Source organism: Arthrobacter oryzae, from assembly GCF_003634095.1.
GTDB classification, from domain to species: domain Bacteria; phylum Actinomycetota; class Actinomycetes; order Actinomycetales; family Micrococcaceae; genus Arthrobacter; species Arthrobacter oryzae.
Genome location: NZ_RBIR01000003.1, coordinates 207,119 through 228,223 on the forward strand (window position 1 = coordinate 207,119; position 21,105 = coordinate 228,223).

Consider the following 21,105-nt stretch of genomic DNA (forward strand, 5'->3'; position numbering starts at 1 on the left):
TCTTCACCCAAGGCATACGATCGACTCAAGAAAACTATCCCACCGCAACAACTCCTTGGATTGTCCATGACCTCTTCCCCCTCCCGGGAGCCCTCCGGCTCCGTTCCCGCCTACGATCCTCCGTGGCTGGCCCTGCCCCGTGAAGTCAGCGACATGCTGCGCCCCAGGATGCCCGGCATTGTCGAAGCGATCATCGAGGCCGTCCCGCAGCTGGTGCCCGCGTACGCAAGGCCCATCGAGGGCCGCTTCGGCCGGGGCCTGAGGCGGGGCGTGGCCGCAGCCCTGGATCGGTTCTTGCAACTGCCGGGGACCCGGCTGCCGGCATTGTCCGAGGAAAGCCGGGAACTGGTGGCCGGGTTGGGCAGCGGCGAGTTCCGGCAGGGCCGGAGTATGGACGCCCTGCTGAGCGCCTACCGGATGGGCGCCCGGGTGACGTTCCGGGAGATGTCCCGGGTCTCCGTGGAGCATCACCTGGGCCAGGGCGTCGTGGTGGACCTGGGGGAATCGATCCTGGCCTACATTGACGAGCTGTCCGCCGTCAGCGCCGAGGCCTACGCCTTTGAACAGTCCGAGCGCGCCGGAGCCGTTGACCGGCGGCGCACCGAATTGCTGGACCTCCTCCTGCGGGGCCAGGCCGACGAGGCCGCCCTGCGCCAGACGGCGGCGATGGCGGACTGGAACCTGCCGCAGCGCATGGCGGTGGTGATCCTCCCGCTGGACCGGGCTGTCGGGCTGCGGCTGCGGCTCGGTCCCGGAACCCTGGTGATTGAGCGCGAGACCGACGTCGTCGCCCTGGTCCCGGCGCGGAAGTCGCGGTCCGCCCGGGAGGAGCTGGACCGCGCACTGAAGGGCCGCGGAGCTTCTGTGGGGCCCTATGGCGGCTGGGAAAGGGTTCCGGATTCACTGCGGCTGGCCGTGCTGGCGGCCGCGGCGCTGCCTCCGCGCGAGGGCCCGGACGATCCTCCGATCTGGGCCGACGAGCATCTGGCGCAGGTGATTCTGGGAGCGGAACCCTCGGCCATCACCGAGCTGGCCAACCGCCGGCTGGCGCCGCTGGAAGGGCTCCGCCCGGCCCAGCGGGAGCGGCTGGCCGAAACCCTGCTGTCCTGGCTGCGGCACTGGGGCCAACGGGCCCCGGTGGCCGCCGAGCTCGGGATCCACCCGCAGACCGTGGGCTACCGGGCGGCGCAGCTGCGCGAACTCTTCGGCGAGGCCCTCGAGGACCCGACGGCGCGCTTTGAACTCGAGCTGGCGCTGCACGCCGGCCGGCGGTAGGCCGGACCCGCGCCGCAACCGGTGACGGGGGGCGGTGGGCCGGCGTCGAACCAGGTGACCGGCGGCACCGCCGCAAACTAGCCGGCGAGCACTTGCCGGCTGTGGAGCCTCAGTTCCAGGTCATGCATCACGAGGGCCGCCAGGTCCTCCAGCGCGGAAGTGTCCTCCTCGCTGAACTCGCGGGGCTCACGGTCCAGGATGCAGAAGGTGCCCAGGTTGTAGCCGTCCCGCGTTCGCAACGGCACCCCGGCATAGAACTGCAGGCCGAACTCGCCGGCCACGAGCGGGTTGGTCAGCGTCCGGGCATCATGGGTGGCATCCCGGATAATCCAGGTCTCACCCTGCATGATGGCGGAGGCGCACAACCCGGGGTCGCGGCCAATCTCCGTGACGTCCAGGCCATGGTGGGCCTTGAACCAGATGCGGTCATGGTCCACCACACTGACGATCGCCATGGGCACCGAGAAGATGCGCGCAGCCAGCGCAGCAATGCGGTTGAAAGCGCCGTCCTCCGGGGTATCCAATATTTTGTACCGCTGCACCGCCTGCATGCGGCCTTCTTCATCGGTCAGCAGCGGGGCCGCGTCCCGACGGTGGCGTCCGGCACCGTTGATGGCTTCCTGGCGCAGCGCCAGGGACACTTCTCTGGCCGGCGGCCGGGCCGCCGGGTTCCTGTCCAGCATGGACGTCAGCAGGGCCACCCACATGGGCGCAAGCCCTTCGGGAATGTCCGGGTCGCCAAGCAGCCGGGCCAGGGCGGACTGAATCGGGGCGCCGGGGTACGCCATTTTCCCGGTCAAGCCTTCGAGGAGGACCAGCCCTAGCGAATAGACGTCGCTGGCGGGGCCGGCCGGTTCGCCGGCGGCTTGTTCTGGACTGAGGTAGGCCGGGGTGCCGGAACTGTCGTCCGGGTCGCCGTGGTGGCCTTCGCGGATGGTGATGGCGACACCGAAGTCGCTGAGTTTGGCGCGCGGGCGCCGGTCCTCGGCGCTGTAGTCCACGAGCAGGATGTTGGCCGGTTTGATGTCCCGGTGGACGATGCCGTGGTGGTGGATGTGTGCCAGGCCGTCGGCGAGATCGTGTCCGATCAGCGCCATGTGGGCCGCCGACAGCGGACCCTCGGCCGCGCGGCGGCGGAGGTCGGGGCCACGGACGAGTTCCATGACGAGATAGCTCAGCCGGCGGTTCGGGTCGCTCAGGTCGGCCCCGGCATCGAACAGCGTCACGAGGGCATGGTGGGCCATACCTGCGAGGATCCGCACTTCGTCGCTTTGCCTGCGAGTGCGTTCCTCGTCCACGGCCCCGTCCCGGAAGATCTTGACGGCCACATCGCGTCCCAGGACCTCGTCCGTGGCACGGTACACACTCGATTGGCTGCCCCGGCCAATGAGTTCTTCGATCCGGTAGCGCCCGCTAAGCAGGTACCCGGAGTCCATAGTTGTCAAGAGTTTTACGTGGTCCCTCGAATGGGGCCCGCCGCTGGAATCGGGCGGATCAGTCCAAGCCGGAAAACTGAACCGGCGCCCGCGAAATAAGCAAGGTTACTTATGATAACGCGGAATCGGGATTCAGGAAGACCTTCGGGCGGTCTTCCTGCCGGACCTTGGGCCCCTATTTGGCGGGGTTGTTGGTACCGATCGGGACCAAGGTGAGATCCGGGTGGTTCTTTTCGATCCGTCGCAGGGCCCAGACGTCGTTGAAGAGGGCCAAGTATTCCCCGTCGGAGCGCAAGAGGACCTCGGCGCCGGGCACGTTGGCCAGCGCCGGCATGGCGTCCGCCGTCGAGATCCGGGCGATGGAGTACGGCAGGCGCTCCAGCCGCATGGGCGCGCTGAAGTCGTGGGCCATGCGGTCTTCGACCACCTCGAACTGCATCGGGCCGACCGCGGCCAGGACGGGCGCCTGGTCACCGCGGATGTCGGAGCGGAGCACCTGGATGACGCCCTCGTGCTCGAGTTGCTCGATGCCGCGGCGGAACTGCTTGAAGCGGCTTGGGTCCTTGGAACGCGCCACCTGGAAGTGTTCCGGGGCGAACAGCGGGATCGCGGGAAACTCGACCGGCTGGTCCAGGAACAGGCTGTCGCCCACGCGGAGGGAGGAGGCGTTCACCAGACCCACCACGTCGCCCGGGAATGCCTCGTCGATCACCTCGCGTTCGCGGCCGAAGACCTGCTGGGCGTACTTGGTGGCAAAGGATTTGCCGGTCCGTCCCTGGGTGACCACCATGCCGCGCTCAAACATGCCGGAGCAGACGCGGATGAAGGCGACGTGGTCGCGATGGGCCTTGTTCATGCCGGCCTGGACCTTGAAGACGAAGCCTGCGAACGGGGCGTCGACAGGGCGGGGATCGCCGTCGACGTCGGGCCGCGGGGCAGCCGGCGGGGCGAAATCGACGAGGGCGTCGAGGATTTCCTTCACGCCGAAGTTGAGCGCGGCCGAGCTGAAGAGGATGGGCGTCGCCTCGCCGGCGTGGAAGGCCTCAACGTCGAAGGCCAGGTTGGATTCGATGACCAGTCCGGCCTCGTCCATGGCATTGGACCAGTCAACACCCTGGCTGGCCGCGGCCTCATCCGGGGTGAAGTACTCGGTGAGGGCAATGTTGGCGCCCGCGTTGTTGCGCTTGAACTGCGCGAAACGGTCGTTGCGCAGGTCCCAGACGCCGCGGAAATCGCCGGAGATCCCCACGGCCCACGTCAGCGGCATCGGCTGCAGTCCAGTGCGTTCGGTGATCTCGTCCATGAGCGCCAGGGCGTCCAGGCCCGGCCGGTCCCACTTGTTGATGACGGTGATGATGGGCAGGTTGCGCTGTTTGCAGACCTCGAAGAGCTTCATGGTCTGGGTTTCCAGGCCCTTGGCGGCGTCGACCAGCATGACGGCGCAGTCCACTGCCGCGAGCACGCGGTAGGTGTCCTCGGAGAAGTCCGCGTGGCCCGGGGTGTCCAGAAGGTTGATGACGGTGTCCCGGTAGGCGAACTGGAGCGCGGCGGAGCTGATGGAGATGCCGCGATCCTTTTCCATCTGCATCCAGTCCGAGACCGTCTCCTTGCGGTTGGCCTTGCCGCTGGAGGCGCCGGCAGTGCCGATCACCTTGGCGTGCAGCGCGAGGGCCTCCGTGAGGGTGGATTTTCCGGCGTCAGGGTGCGAAATGACCGCGAAAGTCCGGCGCCGGGCCGCCTGCTTGTGAATCTCCTGGACTCGGGCCGGGCTGAGGACTTCTTGAGACACGTTGCTACTTTCGCTGCGGCTGTGGACGGGTCACGGCGCGGAGAACCCGCGGAACACCCATGGATCCAAGTTTATCGCAGGCCGCAAACCCCGCACGAAGCGGCGGCCGCGGCCCGGCCGCGCGCCGCGCGGGGCACCGGCCAAACACCGGCCAAACACCACCCAGGCACTGCCAAAAGTGCAGTCCCGGGCACGCCCCGCTGCGGCCCTTTCGGAGGCTTCCCGCGGCACGTCGAAATGGACCACTTTGGGGCTTGCCTGTGCGGAAGTGGCCCCGCTTTACCCCTATCATTGGGAGAGCGGGGAACTGAGTACTTTGATCCTGCCGGTGGACCCTGGAAACCGGCGCACCTGCAGGCACGCGCCTGCACCTTTGAAGGGATATCTATGGCTCGGAGCCCTGAAGATTCGCTCAAGGCGACTCTGGGAAGAGTGGCACCGGGCACCGCCCTCCGCGACGGACTGGAACGCATTCTCCGCGGACGGACCGGGGCGCTGATCGTGCTGGGCATCGACCGGACCATCGAATCCATCTGTTCCGGCGGCTTCGAGATCGGCATCGATTTCTCCCCCACCAGGCTCCGGGAACTGGCCAAGATGGATGGGGCCATTATCTGCGACAAGGATGCCAGCAACATCCTCCGGGCAGCAGTCCAGCTCGTCCCGGACTCGAGCATCGAAACGCAGGAATCGGGCACCCGGCACCGCACCGCCGAGCGCGTGGCAATCCAGACGGGCGTACCGGTCATTTCGGTAAGCCAGTCGATGCAGATCATCGCGCTGTATGTGAACGGGCTGCGCCACGTCTTGGAGGGATCGGAGAAGGTCCTGGCCCGCGCCAACCAGGCCCTGGCAACCCTGGAACGCTACCGCTCGCGCCTGGACCAGGTGACCAGCTCGCTGTCCGCCCTGGAAATCGAGGCCATGGTCACGGTCCGCGACGTCGCGGTGACGCTTCAGCGCCAGGAGATGGTGCGCAGGATCTCCGAGGAAATCTCCCAGTACGTCCTGGAACTGGGCGAGGACGGCCGCCTGCTGTCGCTGCAGCTGGACGAGCTCACCGTGGGCCGCGGCCCGGGCAGCGACGTCATCATCCGCGACTACTCGGGCCCGCACGCAACCGCTGAGGACATCGACAACGCGGTAAAAGCGCTCGTCAGCCTGGGCCCGACCGAGCTGATCGACCTCGGCAAGATTGCCGGGATCGTCGGCTTCGCCGGCGGCGAGGCCAACCTCGACGCCGTCGTACAGCCGCGCGGCTACCGCCTGCTCTCCGGTCTCAAAGCCGTCCCGAAGGCGGTCGCCGACCGGCTCGTGGACCACTTCGGCGGCCTGCAGTTCCTGATGGCCGCCACGATCGATGACCTCATGACCGTGGACGGGATCGGTGACCAGCGCGCCAGGACCGTGCGGGAGGGCCTGAGCCGCATGGCCGAGGCCAGCCTGCTGGACCGTTTCCTCTGATCCCGCCGTTAACCTCCACCGGTTTGGGGCTGCGGCACGGGAGTTCCGTCTATCCGGCGGCTGTCAGCGCTGGGCCTTGACGGTCAGGGTGACAGGTGATGCTGTCTCCGGCCCGCCACATTCGTCGGTTCCGCCGGTCCGCTGCCAGACCAGGGACATCTTCTGCTCCGTGAGGGTCTTTCCTCTCGCGTCCAGGGCACGGAGGGTCACTGACCCGGGAGCATCGACGTCGAACCCAAACCGCCAGCGCTCCGGGCCCATCTTCTCGACCGTGATGCGACGCACCGTGGGACCACCACCCGGCGGGAATCCCAGCCCGTTGGCCCCGGATGGGGCCGCGGACGGGAGTACGGTCTGCGGTACAGGGCTCTCCCCTGGCCGGGAACACGCGGCCGGAGTGCACAGCTGCACCCAAGATACGTTCCGGGGATCTCCGTCCAGGACCACGGTAACGAAGTGCGTCCACGCAATGGCCGGGCAAACCCTCGCGCACCCGGAAACCGGCGCGAGCGCCGGCAGCAGGACTGTCAGCCAGGCAAGGGACCGCCGGAGCGTCATGCGCCCAGCATAGGTCCGGGCCGCCGTCAGAAGCTACGCCCGGGCTCCCTGGGCCCCTACTACCCGCCGGTTGCCCCGTAACCGCCCTTTCGCGGGCCCAAAGGGCACTTGCGGAAGTCGACGGGGTTTCTTCGAAGGGATCTAGTTGAGCTGGAACACGGCCTTGGGACTGGTCTTGTTCGCCAGCCGGGCCGTGAAGACGTAGTAGGCGCCGCCGGTGCCGGGTTTGGCCTCAACCGCTTCGCAGCCCTGCACCGTGCGGTTGCGCTGCCAGAGGAAGTTCGCGGTCTCGCTCTTGCCCGGGGCAATGGTCTTCATCAGGTCCGTGCTCGCCGCCTGGCAGTCCATGGAGGAGAAGATCCGGTCCGAGCCGCTGGTGATCATGTATTCCATCTGGGAGGTACCGATGTTGACCTCGCACGGGACCTTGTTGTTATTGGTGACCTTGAGGCTGAGCAGCGGCTTCTCACCCGCGGCGTAGACCTGCTGGTCGGTGGCGGCGGTAACAGTCACCAGATTCTGCTCGCAGCCCTCGCCAGCTGTGGCCGAGGATGTGGCCGACGGGTCCCCGGATGCCTCCGGGCTGGGCGGCGCAGAGTCGGTCGGCTGGCTCGCCGCCGCGGTTCCGGCATCGGCCGGCTGGCTGCCGGCGGGCTGCCCGGCGCTCATGGCGCTCGAGACGGCGGCAAAGCCGCCGAAGACCAGTGCGATGAGGAGCAGCAGAACCACGCCCGCAATCAGCCGTCGACGGCGGTACACCGGGCTGAGCGGGGGCCGGCCGGGTGTACGCGCGGATTGCTTTCCGCCGGAACCCAACGGCCGTGAACCGCCCCTGCCTGAACTGCCTTGCCTAACCATTCCTCTAGCCTAGAGAACCGCGCGGGCTATGGCGGCCGACCACGCCGCTGAACGCGCAGCCGGAACGTTCTCCTAGCCAGATCTATTACGCTGAATGGATCGAAACTCTAGCCCACACCCCCTCCGCCGCGGCATTGCCGGAACCCTTGCCCGCCGCGCCGCTTCCCGGCGCCGCCGAACTGCCCGCGCTGCATGCCGCCCTGGATGACTGGTTCGCGGCCAACGCCAGGGATCTGCCGTGGCGGGCGCCGGAGTGCACGCCCTGGGGCGTGCTGGTCAGCGAGGTCATGCTCCAGCAGACCCCGGTAGTCAGGGTCCTGCCGGTCTGGGAGGAATGGCTGCGCCGCTGGCCGGAGCCCTCCGATCTGGCCGGGGAGCCAGCCGGCGAGGCCGTCCGGTCCTGGGGCCGGCTTGGATACCCCCGGCGCGCCCTGCGTCTGCATGCGGCCGCCGCCGCCATCCGGGACGGCCACGGCGGGCTTGTTCCCGGCGCCTACGCCGAACTCCTGGAACTGCCGGGGGTTGGCAGCTACACGGCGGCGGCGGTTGCGGCCTTCGCGTTCGGGCGCCGAGAAACAGTGGTGGACACCAACATCCGCCGGGTCCACGCGCGCCTGGTCCTTGGCTCGGCCCTGCCCTCGCAGGCACTGACAGCGGCCGAAATGCGGCTGGCGGCATCGCTGCTCCCCGCGGACCCCGGCGCCTCGGTGCGCTGGAATGCCTCCGTCATGGAACTAGGTGCAACGGTCTGCACCGCGCGGGCCCCCAAGTGCGGGCAGTGCCCGGTCCGTGAGTCGTGCGCCTGGCTTGCCGCCGGCGAGCCGGCGCCGACATACACGCCCAAGGGACAGGCCTGGCACGGCACAGACCGGCAGGTGCGAGGCGCCGTGATGGCCGTCCTGCGGCTGGCGGAAGACCCTGTGGCGCCGGAGCTGTTCTACCGGGCCCCCGCGGACCTGGGCTTCGAACCGCAGGGAATCGCGATCCCGCTCGCGGCCCTGCACCGGCTCAACGCGGCTCCGGAGCAGCTGGAACGCGCGCTGGCCGGCCTGCTCGGGGACGGCCTCGCCGAACTGCATCTGGGCGGCGTCCGGCTTCCGGCCTGAGGAAACTCCGCCGGAGCACGCAGGCGCATTCCTGTGCTGCCGGAACTCCACTGATCGCCTACGGCTCTCCGAACCCCGAGCCGACCAGCCGTTCCAGGTAGCCCACCGCTTTGGCGGCGTCCGGGCCGCTGGCCTCCACGTGCAGGACGGTTCCCTTGCCGGCGGCAAGCATCATGAGTTCCGTCATGGAGGCGCCGTCTGCGCCATTGACCGTCACATCGGCGTCCATGGCGGACAGCCCGCCGGCAATTTTGGCTGCCGGCCGGGCGTGCATGCCGGCCTGGTTGACGAGCTCGAAGTCCCCCGTCGCGTCCGGCGGCTGCTGGTGCACGTGTTCGGCCTCGGCGGGGTGGACCGGGGGCCGGTAGACGGCCTCGGCCGCGTCTTTCACGGCCGCGGCATCGGCTCCCGTCTGGGCGGCCACCGCGGCCGCCACGAGCCCTTCCACCAGCGGCGCGTCCGCGAGCAGCACGGAATCCGGGTCGGCCGCGAACTCCGCCGCGGACTCGGCCGTCATCACCGCGGATCCGAGGTCGGTCAGCACCACGACGCCGTCACCCGAGGCCTGCTCAAGAGCGGCCATGACCTTCTCCAGGCTGGTGCCGATCCGGCCGTCGTCAGTTCCTCCGGCGGGGAGGATCAGGACGTCCGGCGCCATCTGCGCGGCGAGTTCGGCGGCGCCGTCAGCGATCTTGGCACTGTGCGAGACCACCACCAGCCGGACTGTCATTCGGCTGCTCCGGCCGCGGCCCGCAGGATCAGTGCGCTGGAAACGGCGCCGGGGTCGCGGTGGCCGATGCTGCGCTCCCCCAGGTAGCTGGCACGGCCCTTGCGGGCGAGCATCGGATCCGTGGACACGGCGCCGGCCTCGGCCGCCTCCGCCGCAGCCAGAAGCACCTTCCGGACGTCGCCGTCGCCTGCCGTGGCGGCGGCGGCCTCGATGGCGGGCGTCCACGCGTCCACCATGGTCTTGTCCCCGGATTCGGCCTTGCCGCGGGCGACGATGCCGTCGCGGGCAGCCTGCAGGGCGGTGGCCAGAGTGGCGGCGTCGATGTCTGAGGTGCTGCCGAGCGCTGTGGCGGCCCGCAGAAATGCTGTGCCGTACAGCGGGCCGGCCGCCCCGCCCACCTTGGACATCAGCGTCATGGCCGTGAGTTTCAGGGCCGCGCCCGGGGTTTCCGGCGGAGCCTCGGCGAGTTTGTCCATGACGGCTTTGAAGCCGCGGTCCATGTTCTCGCCGTGGTCCGAGTCGCCGATGGGCCGGTCGAGCTCAATCAGCTCCACCCGGTGCTCCGCCATGGCCTGCGCTGAAAGGGTTAGCCAGCGCACGGCCCAGCCGACATCCAGCCCCACGGTCAGACGCCCCAACGAAGGGCGGGAGTGTGCACGGGAGCGTCCCAGAGCGAGGTCATCTCGTCATCCAGCCGCAGGATCGTGATGGAGCAGCCCTGCATTTCCAGGGACGTGATGTAGTTGCCCACGAGGGAGCGTGCCACGGTGACGCCCTGCTCCGCCAGCCTCTGCGCGGCCCGGCGGTACACGATGTACAGCTCGCTCGCCGGGGTTCCGCCCATGCCGTTGACGAACAGGAGCACCTTGTCCCCGGCGCCGAGGCCGAGGTCACTGACTACCGGATCCAACAGGCGGTCGGTGATGCCGTCGGCGTTCTCCATGGGAATTTTTTGCCGTCCCGGCTCGCCGTGAATGCCGATCCCGATCTCGATCTCGTTCTCCTCGAGGTCAAAGCTGGGGACGCCGGCGTGCGGAACGGTGCAGGCGGACAATGCCACGCCCATGCTGCGCACGTTCTGGTTCACGCGGTCACCGATCGCGGCCACGGCGTCAAGGTTGTCCCCGCGCTCGGCCGCCGCACCGGCGATCTTCTCGACCAGAACGGTTCCGCCGACGCCGCGCCGGCCGGCCGTGTACAGCGAATCCTGCACGGCGACGTCGTCGTTGACCAGGACGGTGCGGATCTCGACGCCTTCGGCTTGCGCGAGTTCGGCGGCGGTTTCGAAGTTCAGGACGTCGCCGGTGTAGTTCTTCACGATGTGCACGACGCCGGCGCCGGAGTTCACGGCCAGCGTGGCCGGCAGAATCTGGTCCGGGGTGGGCGAGGTGAACACGGCGCCCGGCACGGCGGCGTCGAGCATGCCCATGCCCACATAGCCGCCATGCAGCGGCTCGTGTCCGCTGCCGCCTCCGGAGACGAGGCCGACCTTTCCTGCCACCGGCGCGTCCTTGCGCACGATGTACTTCGGGTCCGGGAAGACAGTCACAAGATCGGCGTGTGCGAGCCCGAACCCTTCCACTGACTCGTCGACCACGGCTTTGGGATCATTGATGAGTTTCTTCATGGCGGTGCTCCCTGGATGGTGTCCTGGCTGCTTGTTTAGACCCTACTACCGGGGCACTGCCGGCGGTAGGCTCCCGGTTGCCCTGGCCGAACGGCCGGGACTGCGGGATTGCGATGCGGCGTTGCGGGTCCTGCAGATCTCATGCCTGGTGGTCGGCGCATGCGGGAAAGTGCGGCCAGGCGTCGCCGCCCAGCCAGGAGAACGGCGGCGCGGCGAGCTGGCCCTTGCGGGCACGGGCAGCGGCCGGGGGTCCCGGCGCGGCGGTGGCTCCCGGTCCGGCGGCCTGTCCCGTGAAGGGGGCGCCTGTATCCGGCGACGAGCGGTTGGCGGGTTCCGGCACTGGCGCCCCCGGGGACCCGGTGGCGCCGGCCGACTCGGGTGCCCGGACGGGCGGCGGTTCAGGGGCGCTGGGGACCGGGCTGTGGAAAGCGGAAAAATCGGTGGAAATCACGTCGTTGTGCAATTTTTTGCCTCCGGAAGTACGGTGGCCCACCCCCTGAGCCGGGATCAGTTTATCCATCAAATTTATTGAAAGGAAGCCCCCGGGTTCACTCCTGGAAAACCGTTGACTCCTGGAAAACCGTTCACTCGGAATATCCCGGGCAGGGATCCGTGCGGCGGGATCCGATCCTCGGAGCTATTCAGCGCACCTTACAGCTCTTTGATCATCCGCGTGTTTCCCAGGGTGTTCGGCTTGACCCGCGCCAGATCCAGGAACTCGGCCACTCCTTCATCATGTGAGCGCAGGAGTTCGGAGTAGACCACCGGATCGACGGCGGTCTGGTCAGCCATGACTTCGAAGCCGTGCTTCTTGAAGAAGTCCACCTCGAACGTCAAGCAGAAGACGCGCGATACACCCAGATCCCGGGCGTCCGCGAGCAGGCGTTCCACGAGCGCATGGCCCACGCCCTTGCCGCGCCAGGCATCCGAGGCCGCCAGGGTGCGGACCTCGGCCAGATCCTCCCACATGACGTGCAGGGCCCCGCAGCCGATCACCTCGCCGTCGTCCGATTCGGCGATCCGGAATTCCTGCAGGCTCTCGTAGTAGGCCACGGTTTCCTTGGCCATGAGGATCCGCTGGTCGGCCAGCGGCGCCACGAGGGTCTTGATGGCGGCAACGTCACCGGTGCGGGCAGGGCGGATGCGGATCGTCTGGGTCACAGCCCAATCCTACGGGGACCACCCACCTTGGTTCCGGGAACGGCGCCCGACGCACATCGCGCGGGAGGCCGGGACGGCGGGGGCTCAGAGTCCCAGTTCGTCAGGGACGGGAATGTCCTTGTCCAGCAGGTTCCTGGCGAGGAAGTGCTCCACCACCCCGTACCAGACCTTGGCATGCTGCGGCTGCAGGATCCAGTGGTTCTCGTCCGGGAAGTACAGGAAACGGTGGTCCGTTTCGCCGTTCGCGTCGGCCGCCAGCTGCGACTTGGCGAGCAGCTCGTACCAAAGCCGCAGCCCCTCGCCGATCGGCACGCGGTAGTCCTTGTCGCCGTGGATGACCAGCATGGGAGTGCGGATGTTCTCCACGTGCAGATGCGGCGAGTTCTCCAGCGCCATCTCGGCCGTCATCTCCTTGAGCCAGTACTGCGCGGCGTCCGTGGTGGGCCCGAACTGGTCCAGGGCCCAAAGGCTGGCATGCGTGACGATTGCCTTGAAGCGATCCGTGTGGCCGGCCACCCAGTTGGCCATGTAGCCGCCGAAGGAGCCGCCCATGGCCGCCGTGCGCGTCTCGTCGATGTCCGGCCGCTGCACCACCGCGTCGGTGATGGCCATCAGGTCGGTGAACGGAGCCTTGCCCCATTCCCCCCACCCCCGCTGGATGTGGTCCTGGCCGTAGCCGGTGGACAGGGCAGGGTCCGGCAGCAGCACGGCATAGCCGCGGGCCACCAGCAGCCACGGGTTCCAGCGCCAGGTCCAGGCGTTCCAGGAACCCAGGGGCCCGCCGTGGATCCAAAGCAGCAGGGGCGCCGGGCTCGCCGCGGAAGCACCGTCCGGGAGAGCCAGGTACGCCGGCACCCGGGTGCCGTCGGCCGCCGTCGTCTCCACGCGCTCGAGCGTCCCCTTGTACTGCGGGCGCTCGGCCGGCGCGGGCAGGCGGACGGTTCCGCCGCCGCCAAGGTCGATCCGCACCGGTTCGGCAGGGAATTCGTAGGAGCTGCGCAGGGCGTAGGCGCTGCGCCCGTCCGGTGCGACGACGACGTCGCTGTACGCGGCGGCGTCGTCCGTCAGGCGGGTGACCTGGGCCGTCCCGCCGGGTTCTACCGCCACGGCGATCCGGAAGACCGGCGATGCGCCGTCCTCGTCGGCGGTGACAAGCACCGCAGAGCCGTCCGGCAGCCAGGCGGCGGGGTGGGCCCAGCGGTCCCAGTCGTGGGCAAGCGGCGTCAGCGCACCTTCGCCGGCCGGGGCAGTGACGTCAAGAAGGTGGAGTTTGATCTGCGGGGCCACTAACGGTGTGGTGTCGCTTTCGCTTGCCACTACCAGGCTCCTGTTGTCCGGGCTGACCGGGCCCGGGAAATAGCTCATGCCCTCCGTGTCCAGCAGCACCGTGCGGGTTCCGGTGGCGACGTCGATGGCAACCAGCACGGAGCGTGAATCCGCATTCGCCAGCGGCTTGGTGAGGCTGCTGTAAATCGTCCTGCCGTCGGGGCTGATCACTGACGTGGCATCCCTGAGCCTGTCGCCGGCGTCGGGGGTCAGGTTGCGGAGCCTGCGTGGCGGCGCGGCGTCGACCGTCGTCGGCTTTGCGCCCTCCGGCTGCTCTCCGGGTTCGACGGCGAACAGCCGCGGCTGCGCCGGCCCGAGGTCTGCGTCCCAGTACCGGACGGGATAGCCGCTGTGCAGGATGGCTGCGACCTTGTTTTCTTTGCGTGCCTTGCGGCGTTCCTCGTCATTGTCCTCGTCCGTGGAGCCGGCCAGGACAGCCGCGTTCACCACCAGGGCATCGGCGTCCTTGGCGGCCAGGACGCCATTGACGCCGCCGGCGCGGGACAGCACCACCCGGGCTTCGCCGGCGCCGGGCGGGAGCATCCAGAGGGCATTGACGGGGTCCGCGTCGGGGCTGTCCGGATCGGGGCGGGCGGACGTGAAGTAGAGATCGCCGTTGGCCGCGAACACCGCACCCGCCTCCCCCTTGGCGCTGCGCGTGATCCTGCGGGCCTGCCTGGCCCCGCCGGGGTCCACCTCCCAGAGGGCGGTGCAGTATTCGGTGCCCTTGGCGCTGAGCGTCGCCACAGAGGTGACCAGCCGCGTGCCGTCGGGGCTCAGCGCCAGACCGCTCACCCTGGGGACTGCGAGGTAGTGGTCCAGATCGTGGAAGGGGGTCTCGGGTTGTTCACTCAGGATCGCTGAGTCCTTGGCAGCCATGCACCGATTCAACACCGTATGTGGCCCCGATCACAAAACGTTCTCTAAGAGTGAAACGATACTTTCAGACCATCCCGGTTCCCGGCCGGGCGACACGAGGCCGGACCGTCCGGCGGGCCGGATCGCAGCATCCTTTCAGGGGGAGTTGGCATGATAGCTCCATGAACCCTGAAAAGTCCCTGCCCAGACGCTCAATGCTGCTCGGCGCGGCAGCCGCCGCCGGCGGCGCCATCGCCCTGTCGGCCTGCGCCGCCTCACCCTCAGACACCTCGACCGCCCCGGCGGCCGCCGGCGCTTCAGCGCCGGCCGGCACCCCCGTCCGGATCGGCAAGCTCAGCGAGGTCAAGGTGGGCGACACCGCCACCGGAAATGCCAACGGGAAGACTGTCGTCATTTTCCGGCCCTCGGACAAGAAGGTCCTGGCCTATGACGCGACATGCACGCACGCCGGCTGCCCGGTGGCCCCGGCCGGCCAGGGCTTCACCTGCCCGTGCCACGGCTCCACATTCAAGGGATCCGACGGCAGCGTCATCACCGGGCCGGCCCGCAGCCCCCTCGCGCCCCTGACCGCAGCCATCGACGGGGAATGGATCACCGTCACGGCCTAGGATCCGCCGCCCCACCGGCACGCCAAAAGGCCCCGCCCGCTCCCTTTCGGAAGCGGACGGGGCCTTGGCATTGCGTGTTTAGACGCTCGGAGCGATCTCCGGGATGCGCGGCTTGGCGTTGCCGGCGAAGGTGAACTTCGCGTTGTCGCCTTCACCCTCGACGTCCACCACCACGATGTCGCCGGAGTGCAGCTCACCGAAGAGGATCTTCTCGGAGAGCTGGTCCTCGATCTCGCGCTGGATGGTCCGGCGCAACGGCCGGGCACCCATCGCGGGGTCGTAGCCGCGGGTTGCCAGGAGGACCTTGGCCGCGGCCGTGAGCTCGATGCCCATGTCCTTGTCCTTGAGGCGCTTCTCCAGCCGTCCAACGAACATGTCCACGATCTCGATGATCTCGTCCTGGGTCAGCTGCGGGAAGACCACAACGTCGTCAACACGGTTCAGGAACTCGGGGCGGAAGTGCTGCTTGAGCTCCTCCGTGACGCGGGCGCGCATCCGGTTGTAGCCGGTCTGCGTGTCCGTGCCCGACTGGAAGCCGGTGGCAACGCTCTTAGAGATGTCCCGGGTACCAAGGTTGGTGGTCATGATGATCACGGTGTTCTTGAAGTCCACCACGCGGCCCTGGGAGTCGGTCAGGCGGCCGTCTTCCAGGATCTGCAGCAGCGAGTTGAAGAGATCGGCGTGCGCCTTCTCCACTTCGTCGAACAGGACCACGGAGAACGGACGACGGCGGACCTTTTCGGTCAGCTGCCCGCCCTCCTCATAGCCCACGTAGCCCGGAGGGGCACCGAAGAGCCTGGACACTGTGTGCTTCTCCGAGTACTCGGACATGTCCAGCGTGATCAGGGCGTCCTCTTCGCCGAAGAGGAACTCGGCCAGGGCCTTCGCGAGCTCGGTCTTGCCGACGCCGGTGGGGCCGGCGAAGATGAACGAACCGCCCGGACGCTTGGGGTCCTTCAGGCCTGCACGGGTGCGGCGGATCGCCTGGGACAGGGACCTGATGGCCTCGTCCTGGCCGACGACGCGCTTGTGCAGCTCGTCTTCCATCTTCAGCAGTCGCGAGGACTCCTCCTCGGTCAGCTTGAAGACCGGGATGCCGGTGGAGTTCGCCAGCACTTCGGCGATGAGATCCTCATCCACCTCGGAGATGTCGTCCATGCCGCCGGTCTTCCACTGGCGTTCCTTCTCGGCGCGCTCGGCAATGAGCTTCTGCTCCTTGTCGCGCAGCGAGGCGGCACCTTCGAAGTCCTGCGCGTCAATCGCGGATTCCTTCTCCAGCTTCATGGCGGCGATCTTCTCGTCCATGACCTTGAGTTCCGGCGGGGCGGTCATCCGGCGGATGCGCAGCCGCGCGCCGGCCTCATCGATCAGGTCGATCGCCTTGTCCGGCAGGAAGCGGTCCGAGATGTAGCGTTCGGACAGGCTGGCCGCCGAGGCGAGGGCGCCGTCGGTGATGGTGACCCGGTGGTGCGCCTCGTAGCGGTCGCGGAGGCCCTTGAGGATCTCAATCGCGTGCGCGACGGAGGGCTCCTTGACCTGGATCGGCTGGAAGCGGCGTTCCAGGGCAGCATCCTTCTCGATGTGCTTGCGGTACTCGTCCAGCGTGGTGGCACCGATAGTCTGCAGCTCGCCGCGGGCCAGCATGGGCTTCAGGATCGAAGCCGCATCGATGGCGCCCTCAGCGGCACCGGCACCCACCAGGGTGTGGATTTCATCGATGAACAAGATGATGTCGCCGCGGGTGCGGATCTCCTTCAGGACCTTCTTCAGGCGCTCCTCGAAGTCACCGCGGTAGCGGGAGCCGGCCACGAGGGACCCCAGGTCCAGCGTGTACAGCTGCTTGTCCTTGATGGTCTCCGGGACATCGCCGCGAACGATCGCCTGGGCCAGGCCCTCGACGACGGCGGTCTTGCCGACGCCGGGCTCGCCAATCAGCACCGGGTTGTTCTTGGTGCGGCGGGAAAGGACCTGCATGACGCGTTCCATTTCCGACTCACGCCCAATCACGGGATCCAGCTTGTTCTCCCGGGCAGCCTGGGTCAGGTTGCGGCCGAACTGGTCCAGGACGACGGAACCGGCGGGGGTTCCCTCGGCCTGGCCGGGGCCGACGCCGGCGCCCGAGCTTTCCTTGCCCTGGTAGCCCGAAAGCAGCTGGATGACCTGCTGGCGGACCCGGTTGAGGTCGGCGCCGAGCTTGACCAGCACCTGGGCGGCCACGCCCTCACCCTCACGGATGAGGCCGAGGAGGATGTGCTCGGTGCCGATGTAGTTGTGGCCCAGCTGCAGGGCCTCGCGCAGCGAGAGTTCCAGCACCTTCTTGGCGCGCGGGGTGAAGGGGATGTGGCCGGACGGGGCCTGCTGGCCCTGCCCGATGATCTCCTGCACCTGCTCGCGGACACCGTCGAGCGAAATGCTCAAGGATTCAAGGGCTTTGGCAGCAACACCTTCTCCCTCATGGATCAGACCCAAGAGGATGTGTTCGGTACCAATGTAATTGTGGTTCAGCATGCGTGCCTCTTCTTGGGCAAGCACAACTACGCGACGGGCACGGTCCGTAAATCGCTCAAACATTTCGCCACACTCCTAGCTACGACGTACTTTGATGCTACGTGGCCGGGTTCCAGATTTGGGGCTTGTTCGCCACAGGGGAAACCCGGGGGTTGCGCATCCCGCCCCGATGCCCTTCCGAGCCCGCCCGCCGCCGGCCGGGAACCCGGGCGGGAACCGGTGCCGAGCCTGGCACCAGGGACCTGCCGCAGCCCGGGCGCCGCCGGAGGGACAACATCCCGCCAGGGCAGTGCGCGGCACCCACGGCCGGGGCGGGGTGATGGCGGCATGCGGCCGCGATGTGCCGGCGGCCTGCGCACGGCACACCAATGCCCCCGACACATAGCGGGGGCATTGGTAATTGACGGTGAAACTTGATGCAGGCTTTGACTGCCGCTTGACGCAGGGCCGAACTACCCTAGGAATTCGCCTTTTGGTATGCTTCCTGAATTTCAGCCTGGATACGTCCGCGGCTGTTTACCGCGTAGCCGTTGTCCCGCGCCCACTGACGGATCTGGGCAGAGTCCTGATTCCGTCCGCTGGAAATTTTGGTGCGCGTGGCGCGTCCACTTGACGTCTTGCGTGCGTGCCCCACAAATCGCTCCAAAGCGGAACGCAGTTCTGAAGCATTGCCCGACGACAGGTCTATTTCATAGCTCACGCCGTCCAGGCCAAACCGGACAGTTTCGTCCGCGGATCCCCCATCCAGATCATCAACGAGGATGATTTTTACTTTCTGTGCCATAAATGACTCTCTTTCCAAAAGGACGAGGATTTAGAAAAGCAGGATGTATCTGTAAAAAGTATCCTCCGGGTTACAGCAGGGAGTCAAAGCGTAAAACTCTGGTCAAAGGAAACCCGCCGGCAGTAATAGGCGGCTATTACTTCTCCTGGCAGGGAATTACCCCGCGACCGGTCCGGAATCCTGCTCGGGGGTTTGAGTTCCCGCTCGAGCGTCCGCCTCGGCTTGTGCGCGTGCTTCCGCCTGACGTTCTGATTTGTCCGCATTGAATATGGATTTCATGGCAAACCAGAAAAGCAGGCCCACCACGATGGGGGGCAGCAATACGGCGATGTAGTCCATGCTCAGTGTCCTTCGGGCTTCAGCAGCGGGAAGAGGATCGTTTCGCGGATGCCGACGCCGGTGAAGAGCATGACGAGGCGGTCGATGCCCAGGCCGATCCCGCCCATGGGCGGCGCGCCGTATTCAAGCGCACGGAGGAAGTCTTCATCCAGCTGCATGGCCTCCACATCACCGGCGGCGGAGCGGCGGGACTGCTCGGTGAGGCGTTCGCGCTGGATCACCGGGTCGATCAGTTCCGAGAACGCCGTGCCGCGCTCCATGCCGCCGATGATCAGGTCCCAGGCCTCGATCAGGCGGCCGTCCGTGCGGTGCTGGCGGGCCAGCGGCTGGGCGGACGGCGGATAGTCGTAGACGAACGTGGGGTTGAGCAGCGTGGGCTCGACCAGCTCGCCGAAGAGCTCGACGACGAGCTTCTCGGCCTCCCAGCCGGCGTCGACCTTGACCTCGTGCTTGGCCGCCAGTTCCAACAGGTCCGCCACCGGAGTGTCGGGGGTGACTTCCTGGCCTACGAATTCGGAGAGCCCGGGGTAGACCGCCATCCAGGCCCAGTCGCCGTCGAGGTTGATCTCCCCCGCCTCGGTCTGCAGGACCCGGCCCACGCCGGCGGCGTCGGCCGCGTCCAGGATGATCTCCTTGATCCGGTCCGCCATGACGAACTGGTCCGCCCACGCCTCGTAGGACTCCAAAGTGGTGAACTCCGGGCTGTGTGTGGAGTCCACGCCTTCGTTGCGGAAGACCCGGCCCATGTCATAGACACGGTCGATCCCGCCGACCACGGTGCGCTTGAGGTAGAGCTCGGTGGCGATGCGCAGCGTCATCTTCTGGTCGAAGGCGTTCATGTGCGTCTCGAAGGGGCGGGCCGTGGCACCGCCGTGAACCAGCTGCAGCATGGGTGTTTCCACCTCGACGTAGCCCTGGCGGTGCAGGGTCTCGCGGATGGAGCGGGTGATCGCGGCGCGGGTGTAGACCATCTCGCGGGCTTCGTCGCGGACGATGAGGTCCACGTAGCGCTGGCGGACGCGGGTTTCCTCGTTGAGCCCGGCGTGCAGCACGGGCAGCGGGCGCAGCGCCTTCGAGGCCATGGTCCAGGAGTCGGCCATGACGGACAGCTCGCCACGGCGGGAGGAGATGACCTCGCCGGTGATGAAGACGTGGTCGCCCAGGTCCACGAGGGACTTCCATTCGGCGAGCGCTTCCTCACCGATGTTGGCCAGGCTCAGCATGACCTGCAGCCGGACGGCTTTGCCGTCCAGGCCGCCCTCCTGGAGGGTGGCGAAGCAGAGCTTGCCCGTGTTGCGGATGAACACAATGCGTCCGGTCACGCCCACGACGTCGCCCGTGGTTTCGTCGGGCTGGAGGTGGGCGTATTTCTCGCGGATTTCCGTGAGCGAGTTGGTCCGTTCAACACCCACCGGATAAGCCTCGACGCCGCGTTCGATCAGCTTGGCGCGCTTCTCCATGCGGATGCGCGTCTGTTCGCTGGCGTCGTGCGGCTCGGCGGCGTTGATCGGGGCGGGGGTGTTTTGGGAAGTCACAATCCCCAAGTTTACCGTCGTTTTATGTGGCGGCTGCTCCCGGGCCGGTTCAGCACGGGCGGCGCCCGGCCTGGCGGGGTGCGGGAATAGACTCAGGGCTGTGGAGATGTGGACTGTGAGGACCGACGACGGCGAGGGGCACCTTGAGGTGCACACCGTTCGTCCCGGGGCGCCGGGGCCGGGCGGTTCAGCCGCGGCCGGCGCGGCCGCCCGGGGGCACGGACCGGGCGGGGCGGGATCCGGCGTCGTGATTGTCCATGGGACGCTGGTCACCGATGCGCTCTACCTGGCCTTCGCCCGAAGGGTCAGCCGGCTGCTGGGCCAGCCGGTGCACTGCTACAACCGGCGGGGGCGCGCCGGCTCATCGCCGCAGCCCGCCGGCTATTCAGCTGCCACCGAGGTGGCCGATCTGGCGGCCGTCCTCCGCGAGACCGGCGCCAGCGACGTCGTGGCTCACAGCTACGGCGGGTTTGTGGCCCTGCAGGCCGCCCGGAGCGTGCCGATCCGCAGGATGGTGACCTACGACGCGGCCGTCAGCCTCTCCGGGAACCTCAGCCGGCGCTGGCGCCCCGAACTCGAGAGGTCCGTGGCCGCCGGCAAGCTCGACGAGGCGTGGGCCCATCTGGTGCAGGGCCTCGAGACGGCCGGCCCGGTTTCCCGGCTGCCTTTGGGCGCGCTGCGGATGCTGAGCATCCTGTCGGCCCGGACCAGGCTGGGTGCCGAGATGCGGGAACTGCTGCCCACGGCTGTCGCCGAGATGCGCGCCGTGCTGGATGCCGACGCGGAAGTCTCCGATTTCGCCGCCATCACCACCCCCACGCTCATGCTCAGCGGCGGCTGGAGCCCTGCCTATTTCGCCGAGACGGGCCGCCAACTCGCCGTTGCCGTCCCCGCGCTCACCTTCGCGGTGGTCCCCGGGCAGCTCCACGAAGGCCCCATCCGCCCCGGAACCCGGCTGGCCGTCAGGACGGCACGGTTCCTCCTCGGCGGCCCCGACGCCGCGTCCCCTGCCCCCACTCGCGGCAGCGGCCGCACTGCCGGCAGCGCTGCCCGGGGCCTGCCGGGCATCTCCGGGCGCGCCCCGGCCCGACTGCGCAGGCCCGGGCCCGGCCTCTGACGGAC

19 protein-coding genes are annotated in these 21,105 nt (G+C 68.0%); 5 read left to right on the forward strand and 14 right to left on the reverse strand.

Features of this window, described 5'->3' with window-relative positions; genetic code table 11:
- Positions 1-66 precede the first annotated feature (66 nt).
- On the forward strand, positions 67-1,275 hold the full coding sequence (locus C8D78_RS08605) for a PucR family transcriptional regulator (protein WP_120952387.1): 1,209 nt from the start codon (positions 67-69) through the stop codon (positions 1,273-1,275).
- Positions 1,276-1,352: 77 nt separating this feature from the next.
- Here C8D78_RS08605 and C8D78_RS08610 read toward each other — a convergent pair whose 3' ends face one another.
- Both C8D78_RS08610 and C8D78_RS08615 read right to left on the reverse strand, forming a co-directional pair.
- Positions 1,353-2,711, reverse strand: coding sequence for a GAF domain-containing serine/threonine-protein kinase (locus C8D78_RS08610; RefSeq protein WP_120952390.1), 1,359 nt, complete (start codon positions 2,709-2,711; stop codon positions 1,353-1,355).
- Between the two features lie 175 nt (positions 2,712-2,886).
- On the reverse strand, positions 2,887-4,500 hold the full coding sequence (locus C8D78_RS08615) for a peptide chain release factor 3 (RefSeq protein ID WP_120952393.1): 1,614 nt from the start codon (positions 4,498-4,500) through the stop codon (positions 2,887-2,889).
- Between the two features lie 387 nt (positions 4,501-4,887).
- On the opposite strand from C8D78_RS08615, the gene disA reads away from it, so the two are divergent.
- Positions 4,888-5,964, forward strand: coding sequence for a DNA integrity scanning diadenylate cyclase DisA (gene disA, locus C8D78_RS08620; protein WP_120952396.1), 1,077 nt, complete (start codon positions 4,888-4,890; stop codon positions 5,962-5,964).
- Between the two features lie 63 nt (positions 5,965-6,027).
- On the opposite strand, the gene C8D78_RS08625 is transcribed toward disA, so the two are convergent.
- Together C8D78_RS08625 and C8D78_RS08630 are read right to left on the reverse strand one after the other, a co-directional pair.
- Positions 6,028-6,249 (reverse strand): hypothetical protein, encoded by a 222-nt coding sequence (locus tag C8D78_RS08625; RefSeq protein ID WP_120952399.1) that lies wholly within the window; start codon positions 6,247-6,249, stop codon positions 6,028-6,030.
- Positions 6,250-6,663: 414 nt separating this feature from the next.
- Complete coding sequence (locus tag C8D78_RS08630; RefSeq protein ID WP_120952402.1) at positions 6,664-7,251, reverse strand: hypothetical protein; 588 nt, start codon at positions 7,249-7,251, stop codon at positions 6,664-6,666.
- Between the two features lie 398 nt (positions 7,252-7,649).
- Here C8D78_RS08630 and C8D78_RS08635 point away from each other — a divergent pair, with 398 nt between their 5' ends.
- The gene (locus C8D78_RS08635) at positions 7,650-8,486 is read left to right on the forward strand and encodes an A/G-specific adenine glycosylase (protein WP_341867117.1); all 837 of its coding nucleotides are present in this window, start codon (positions 7,650-7,652) and stop codon (positions 8,484-8,486) included.
- A 58-nt stretch (positions 8,487-8,544) separates the two neighbouring features.
- On the opposite strand, the gene dhaM is transcribed toward C8D78_RS08635, so the two are convergent.
- The 6 genes from dhaM to C8D78_RS08665 form a co-directional block, all read right to left on the reverse strand.
- Complete coding sequence (dhaM, locus tag C8D78_RS08640) at positions 8,545-9,216, reverse strand: dihydroxyacetone kinase phosphoryl donor subunit DhaM (protein WP_120952409.1); 672 nt, start codon at positions 9,214-9,216, stop codon at positions 8,545-8,547.
- Entirely contained in the window at positions 9,213-9,839 is a 627-nt protein-coding gene (gene dhaL / locus C8D78_RS08645) for a dihydroxyacetone kinase subunit DhaL (protein ID WP_120952412.1), read from the reverse strand. The genes dhaM and dhaL overlap by 4 nt, the downstream gene beginning before the upstream one ends.
- A 2-nt stretch (positions 9,840-9,841) precedes the next feature.
- Positions 9,842-10,843 carry a dihydroxyacetone kinase subunit DhaK gene (gene dhaK, locus C8D78_RS08650; RefSeq protein ID WP_120952415.1) on the reverse strand — a complete coding sequence of 334 codons (1,002 nt, stop codon included), beginning with the start codon at positions 10,841-10,843 and terminating at the stop codon, positions 9,842-9,844.
- 139 nt (positions 10,844-10,982) lie between these two features.
- The gene (locus tag C8D78_RS08655; protein ID WP_147429573.1) at positions 10,983-11,294 is read right to left on the reverse strand and encodes a hypothetical protein; all 312 of its coding nucleotides are present in this window, start codon (positions 11,292-11,294) and stop codon (positions 10,983-10,985) included.
- Positions 11,295-11,494: 200 nt separating this feature from the next.
- The gene (locus C8D78_RS08660; RefSeq protein WP_120952421.1) at positions 11,495-12,004 is read right to left on the reverse strand and encodes an amino-acid N-acetyltransferase; all 510 of its coding nucleotides are present in this window, start codon (positions 12,002-12,004) and stop codon (positions 11,495-11,497) included.
- Between the two features lie 84 nt (positions 12,005-12,088).
- Positions 12,089-14,209: a S9 family peptidase gene (locus tag C8D78_RS08665; RefSeq protein ID WP_208641911.1), complete on the reverse strand. Its 2,121-nt coding sequence runs from the start codon at positions 14,207-14,209 to the stop codon at positions 12,089-12,091.
- Positions 14,210-14,370: 161 nt separating this feature from the next.
- Here C8D78_RS08665 and C8D78_RS08670 point away from each other — a divergent pair, with 161 nt between their 5' ends.
- Positions 14,371-14,817: a Rieske (2Fe-2S) protein gene (locus C8D78_RS08670; protein ID WP_147429575.1), complete on the forward strand. Its 447-nt coding sequence runs from the start codon at positions 14,371-14,373 to the stop codon at positions 14,815-14,817.
- Positions 14,818-14,895: 78 nt separating this feature from the next.
- On the opposite strand, the gene C8D78_RS08675 is transcribed toward C8D78_RS08670, so the two are convergent.
- The 4 genes from C8D78_RS08675 to lysS all read right to left on the reverse strand — a co-directional run bounded on the left by C8D78_RS08675 (position 14,896) and on the right by lysS (position 19,983).
- A complete protein-coding gene (locus tag C8D78_RS08675) occupies positions 14,896-17,388 on the reverse strand; it encodes an ATP-dependent Clp protease ATP-binding subunit (RefSeq protein ID WP_120952430.1) in 2,493 nt (830 codons plus the stop codon).
- 394 nt (positions 17,389-17,782) lie between these two features.
- Positions 17,783-18,109: a histone-like nucleoid-structuring protein Lsr2 gene (locus C8D78_RS08680; RefSeq protein ID WP_120952433.1), complete on the reverse strand. Its 327-nt coding sequence runs from the start codon at positions 18,107-18,109 to the stop codon at positions 17,783-17,785.
- A gap of 156 nt (positions 18,110-18,265) precedes the next feature.
- A complete protein-coding gene (locus C8D78_RS08685; protein ID WP_120952436.1) occupies positions 18,266-18,448 on the reverse strand; it encodes a hypothetical protein in 183 nt (60 codons plus the stop codon).
- A gap of 2 nt (positions 18,449-18,450) precedes the next feature.
- Positions 18,451-19,983, reverse strand: coding sequence for a lysine--tRNA ligase (gene lysS, locus C8D78_RS08690; protein WP_120953264.1), 1,533 nt, complete (start codon positions 19,981-19,983; stop codon positions 18,451-18,453).
- Positions 19,984-20,083: 100 nt separating this feature from the next.
- Here lysS and C8D78_RS08695 point away from each other — a divergent pair, with 100 nt between their 5' ends.
- On the forward strand, positions 20,084-21,100 hold the full coding sequence (locus C8D78_RS08695; protein ID WP_120952439.1) for an alpha/beta fold hydrolase: 1,017 nt from the start codon (positions 20,084-20,086) through the stop codon (positions 21,098-21,100).
- The last annotated feature ends 5 nt before the right edge of the window (positions 21,101-21,105 follow it).

Excerpts from the sequence above, each read along its gene's own strand:
- C8D78_RS08605 (WP_120952387.1), top strand. The coding sequence starts at position 67 with ATGACCTCTTCCCCCTCCCGGGAGCCCTCCGGCTCCGTTCCCGCCTAC.
- C8D78_RS08610 (WP_120952390.1), bottom strand. The coding sequence starts at position 2,711 with ATGGACTCCGGGTACCTGCTTAGCGGGCGCTACCGGATCGAAGAACTC.
- disA (WP_120952396.1), top strand. The coding sequence starts at position 4,888 with ATGGCTCGGAGCCCTGAAGATTCGCTCAAGGCGACTCTGGGAAGAGTG.
- dhaM (WP_120952409.1), bottom strand. The coding sequence starts at position 9,216 with ATGACAGTCCGGCTGGTGGTGGTCTCGCACAGTGCCAAGATCGCTGAC.
- dhaK (WP_120952415.1), bottom strand. The coding sequence starts at position 10,843 with ATGAAGAAACTCATCAATGATCCCAAAGCCGTGGTCGACGAGTCAGTG.
- C8D78_RS08665 (WP_208641911.1), bottom strand. The coding sequence starts at position 14,209 with ATGGCTGCCAAGGACTCAGCGATCCTGAGTGAACAACCCGAGACCCCC.
- C8D78_RS08670 (WP_147429575.1), top strand. The coding sequence starts at position 14,371 with ATGAACCCTGAAAAGTCCCTGCCCAGACGCTCAATGCTGCTCGGCGCG.
- C8D78_RS08675 (WP_120952430.1), bottom strand. The coding sequence starts at position 17,388 with ATGTTTGAGCGATTTACGGACCGTGCCCGTCGCGTAGTTGTGCTTGCC.
- C8D78_RS08680 (WP_120952433.1), bottom strand. The coding sequence starts at position 18,109 with ATGGCACAGAAAGTAAAAATCATCCTCGTTGATGATCTGGATGGGGGA.
- C8D78_RS08685 (WP_120952436.1), bottom strand. The coding sequence starts at position 18,448 with ATGGACTACATCGCCGTATTGCTGCCCCCCATCGTGGTGGGCCTGCTT.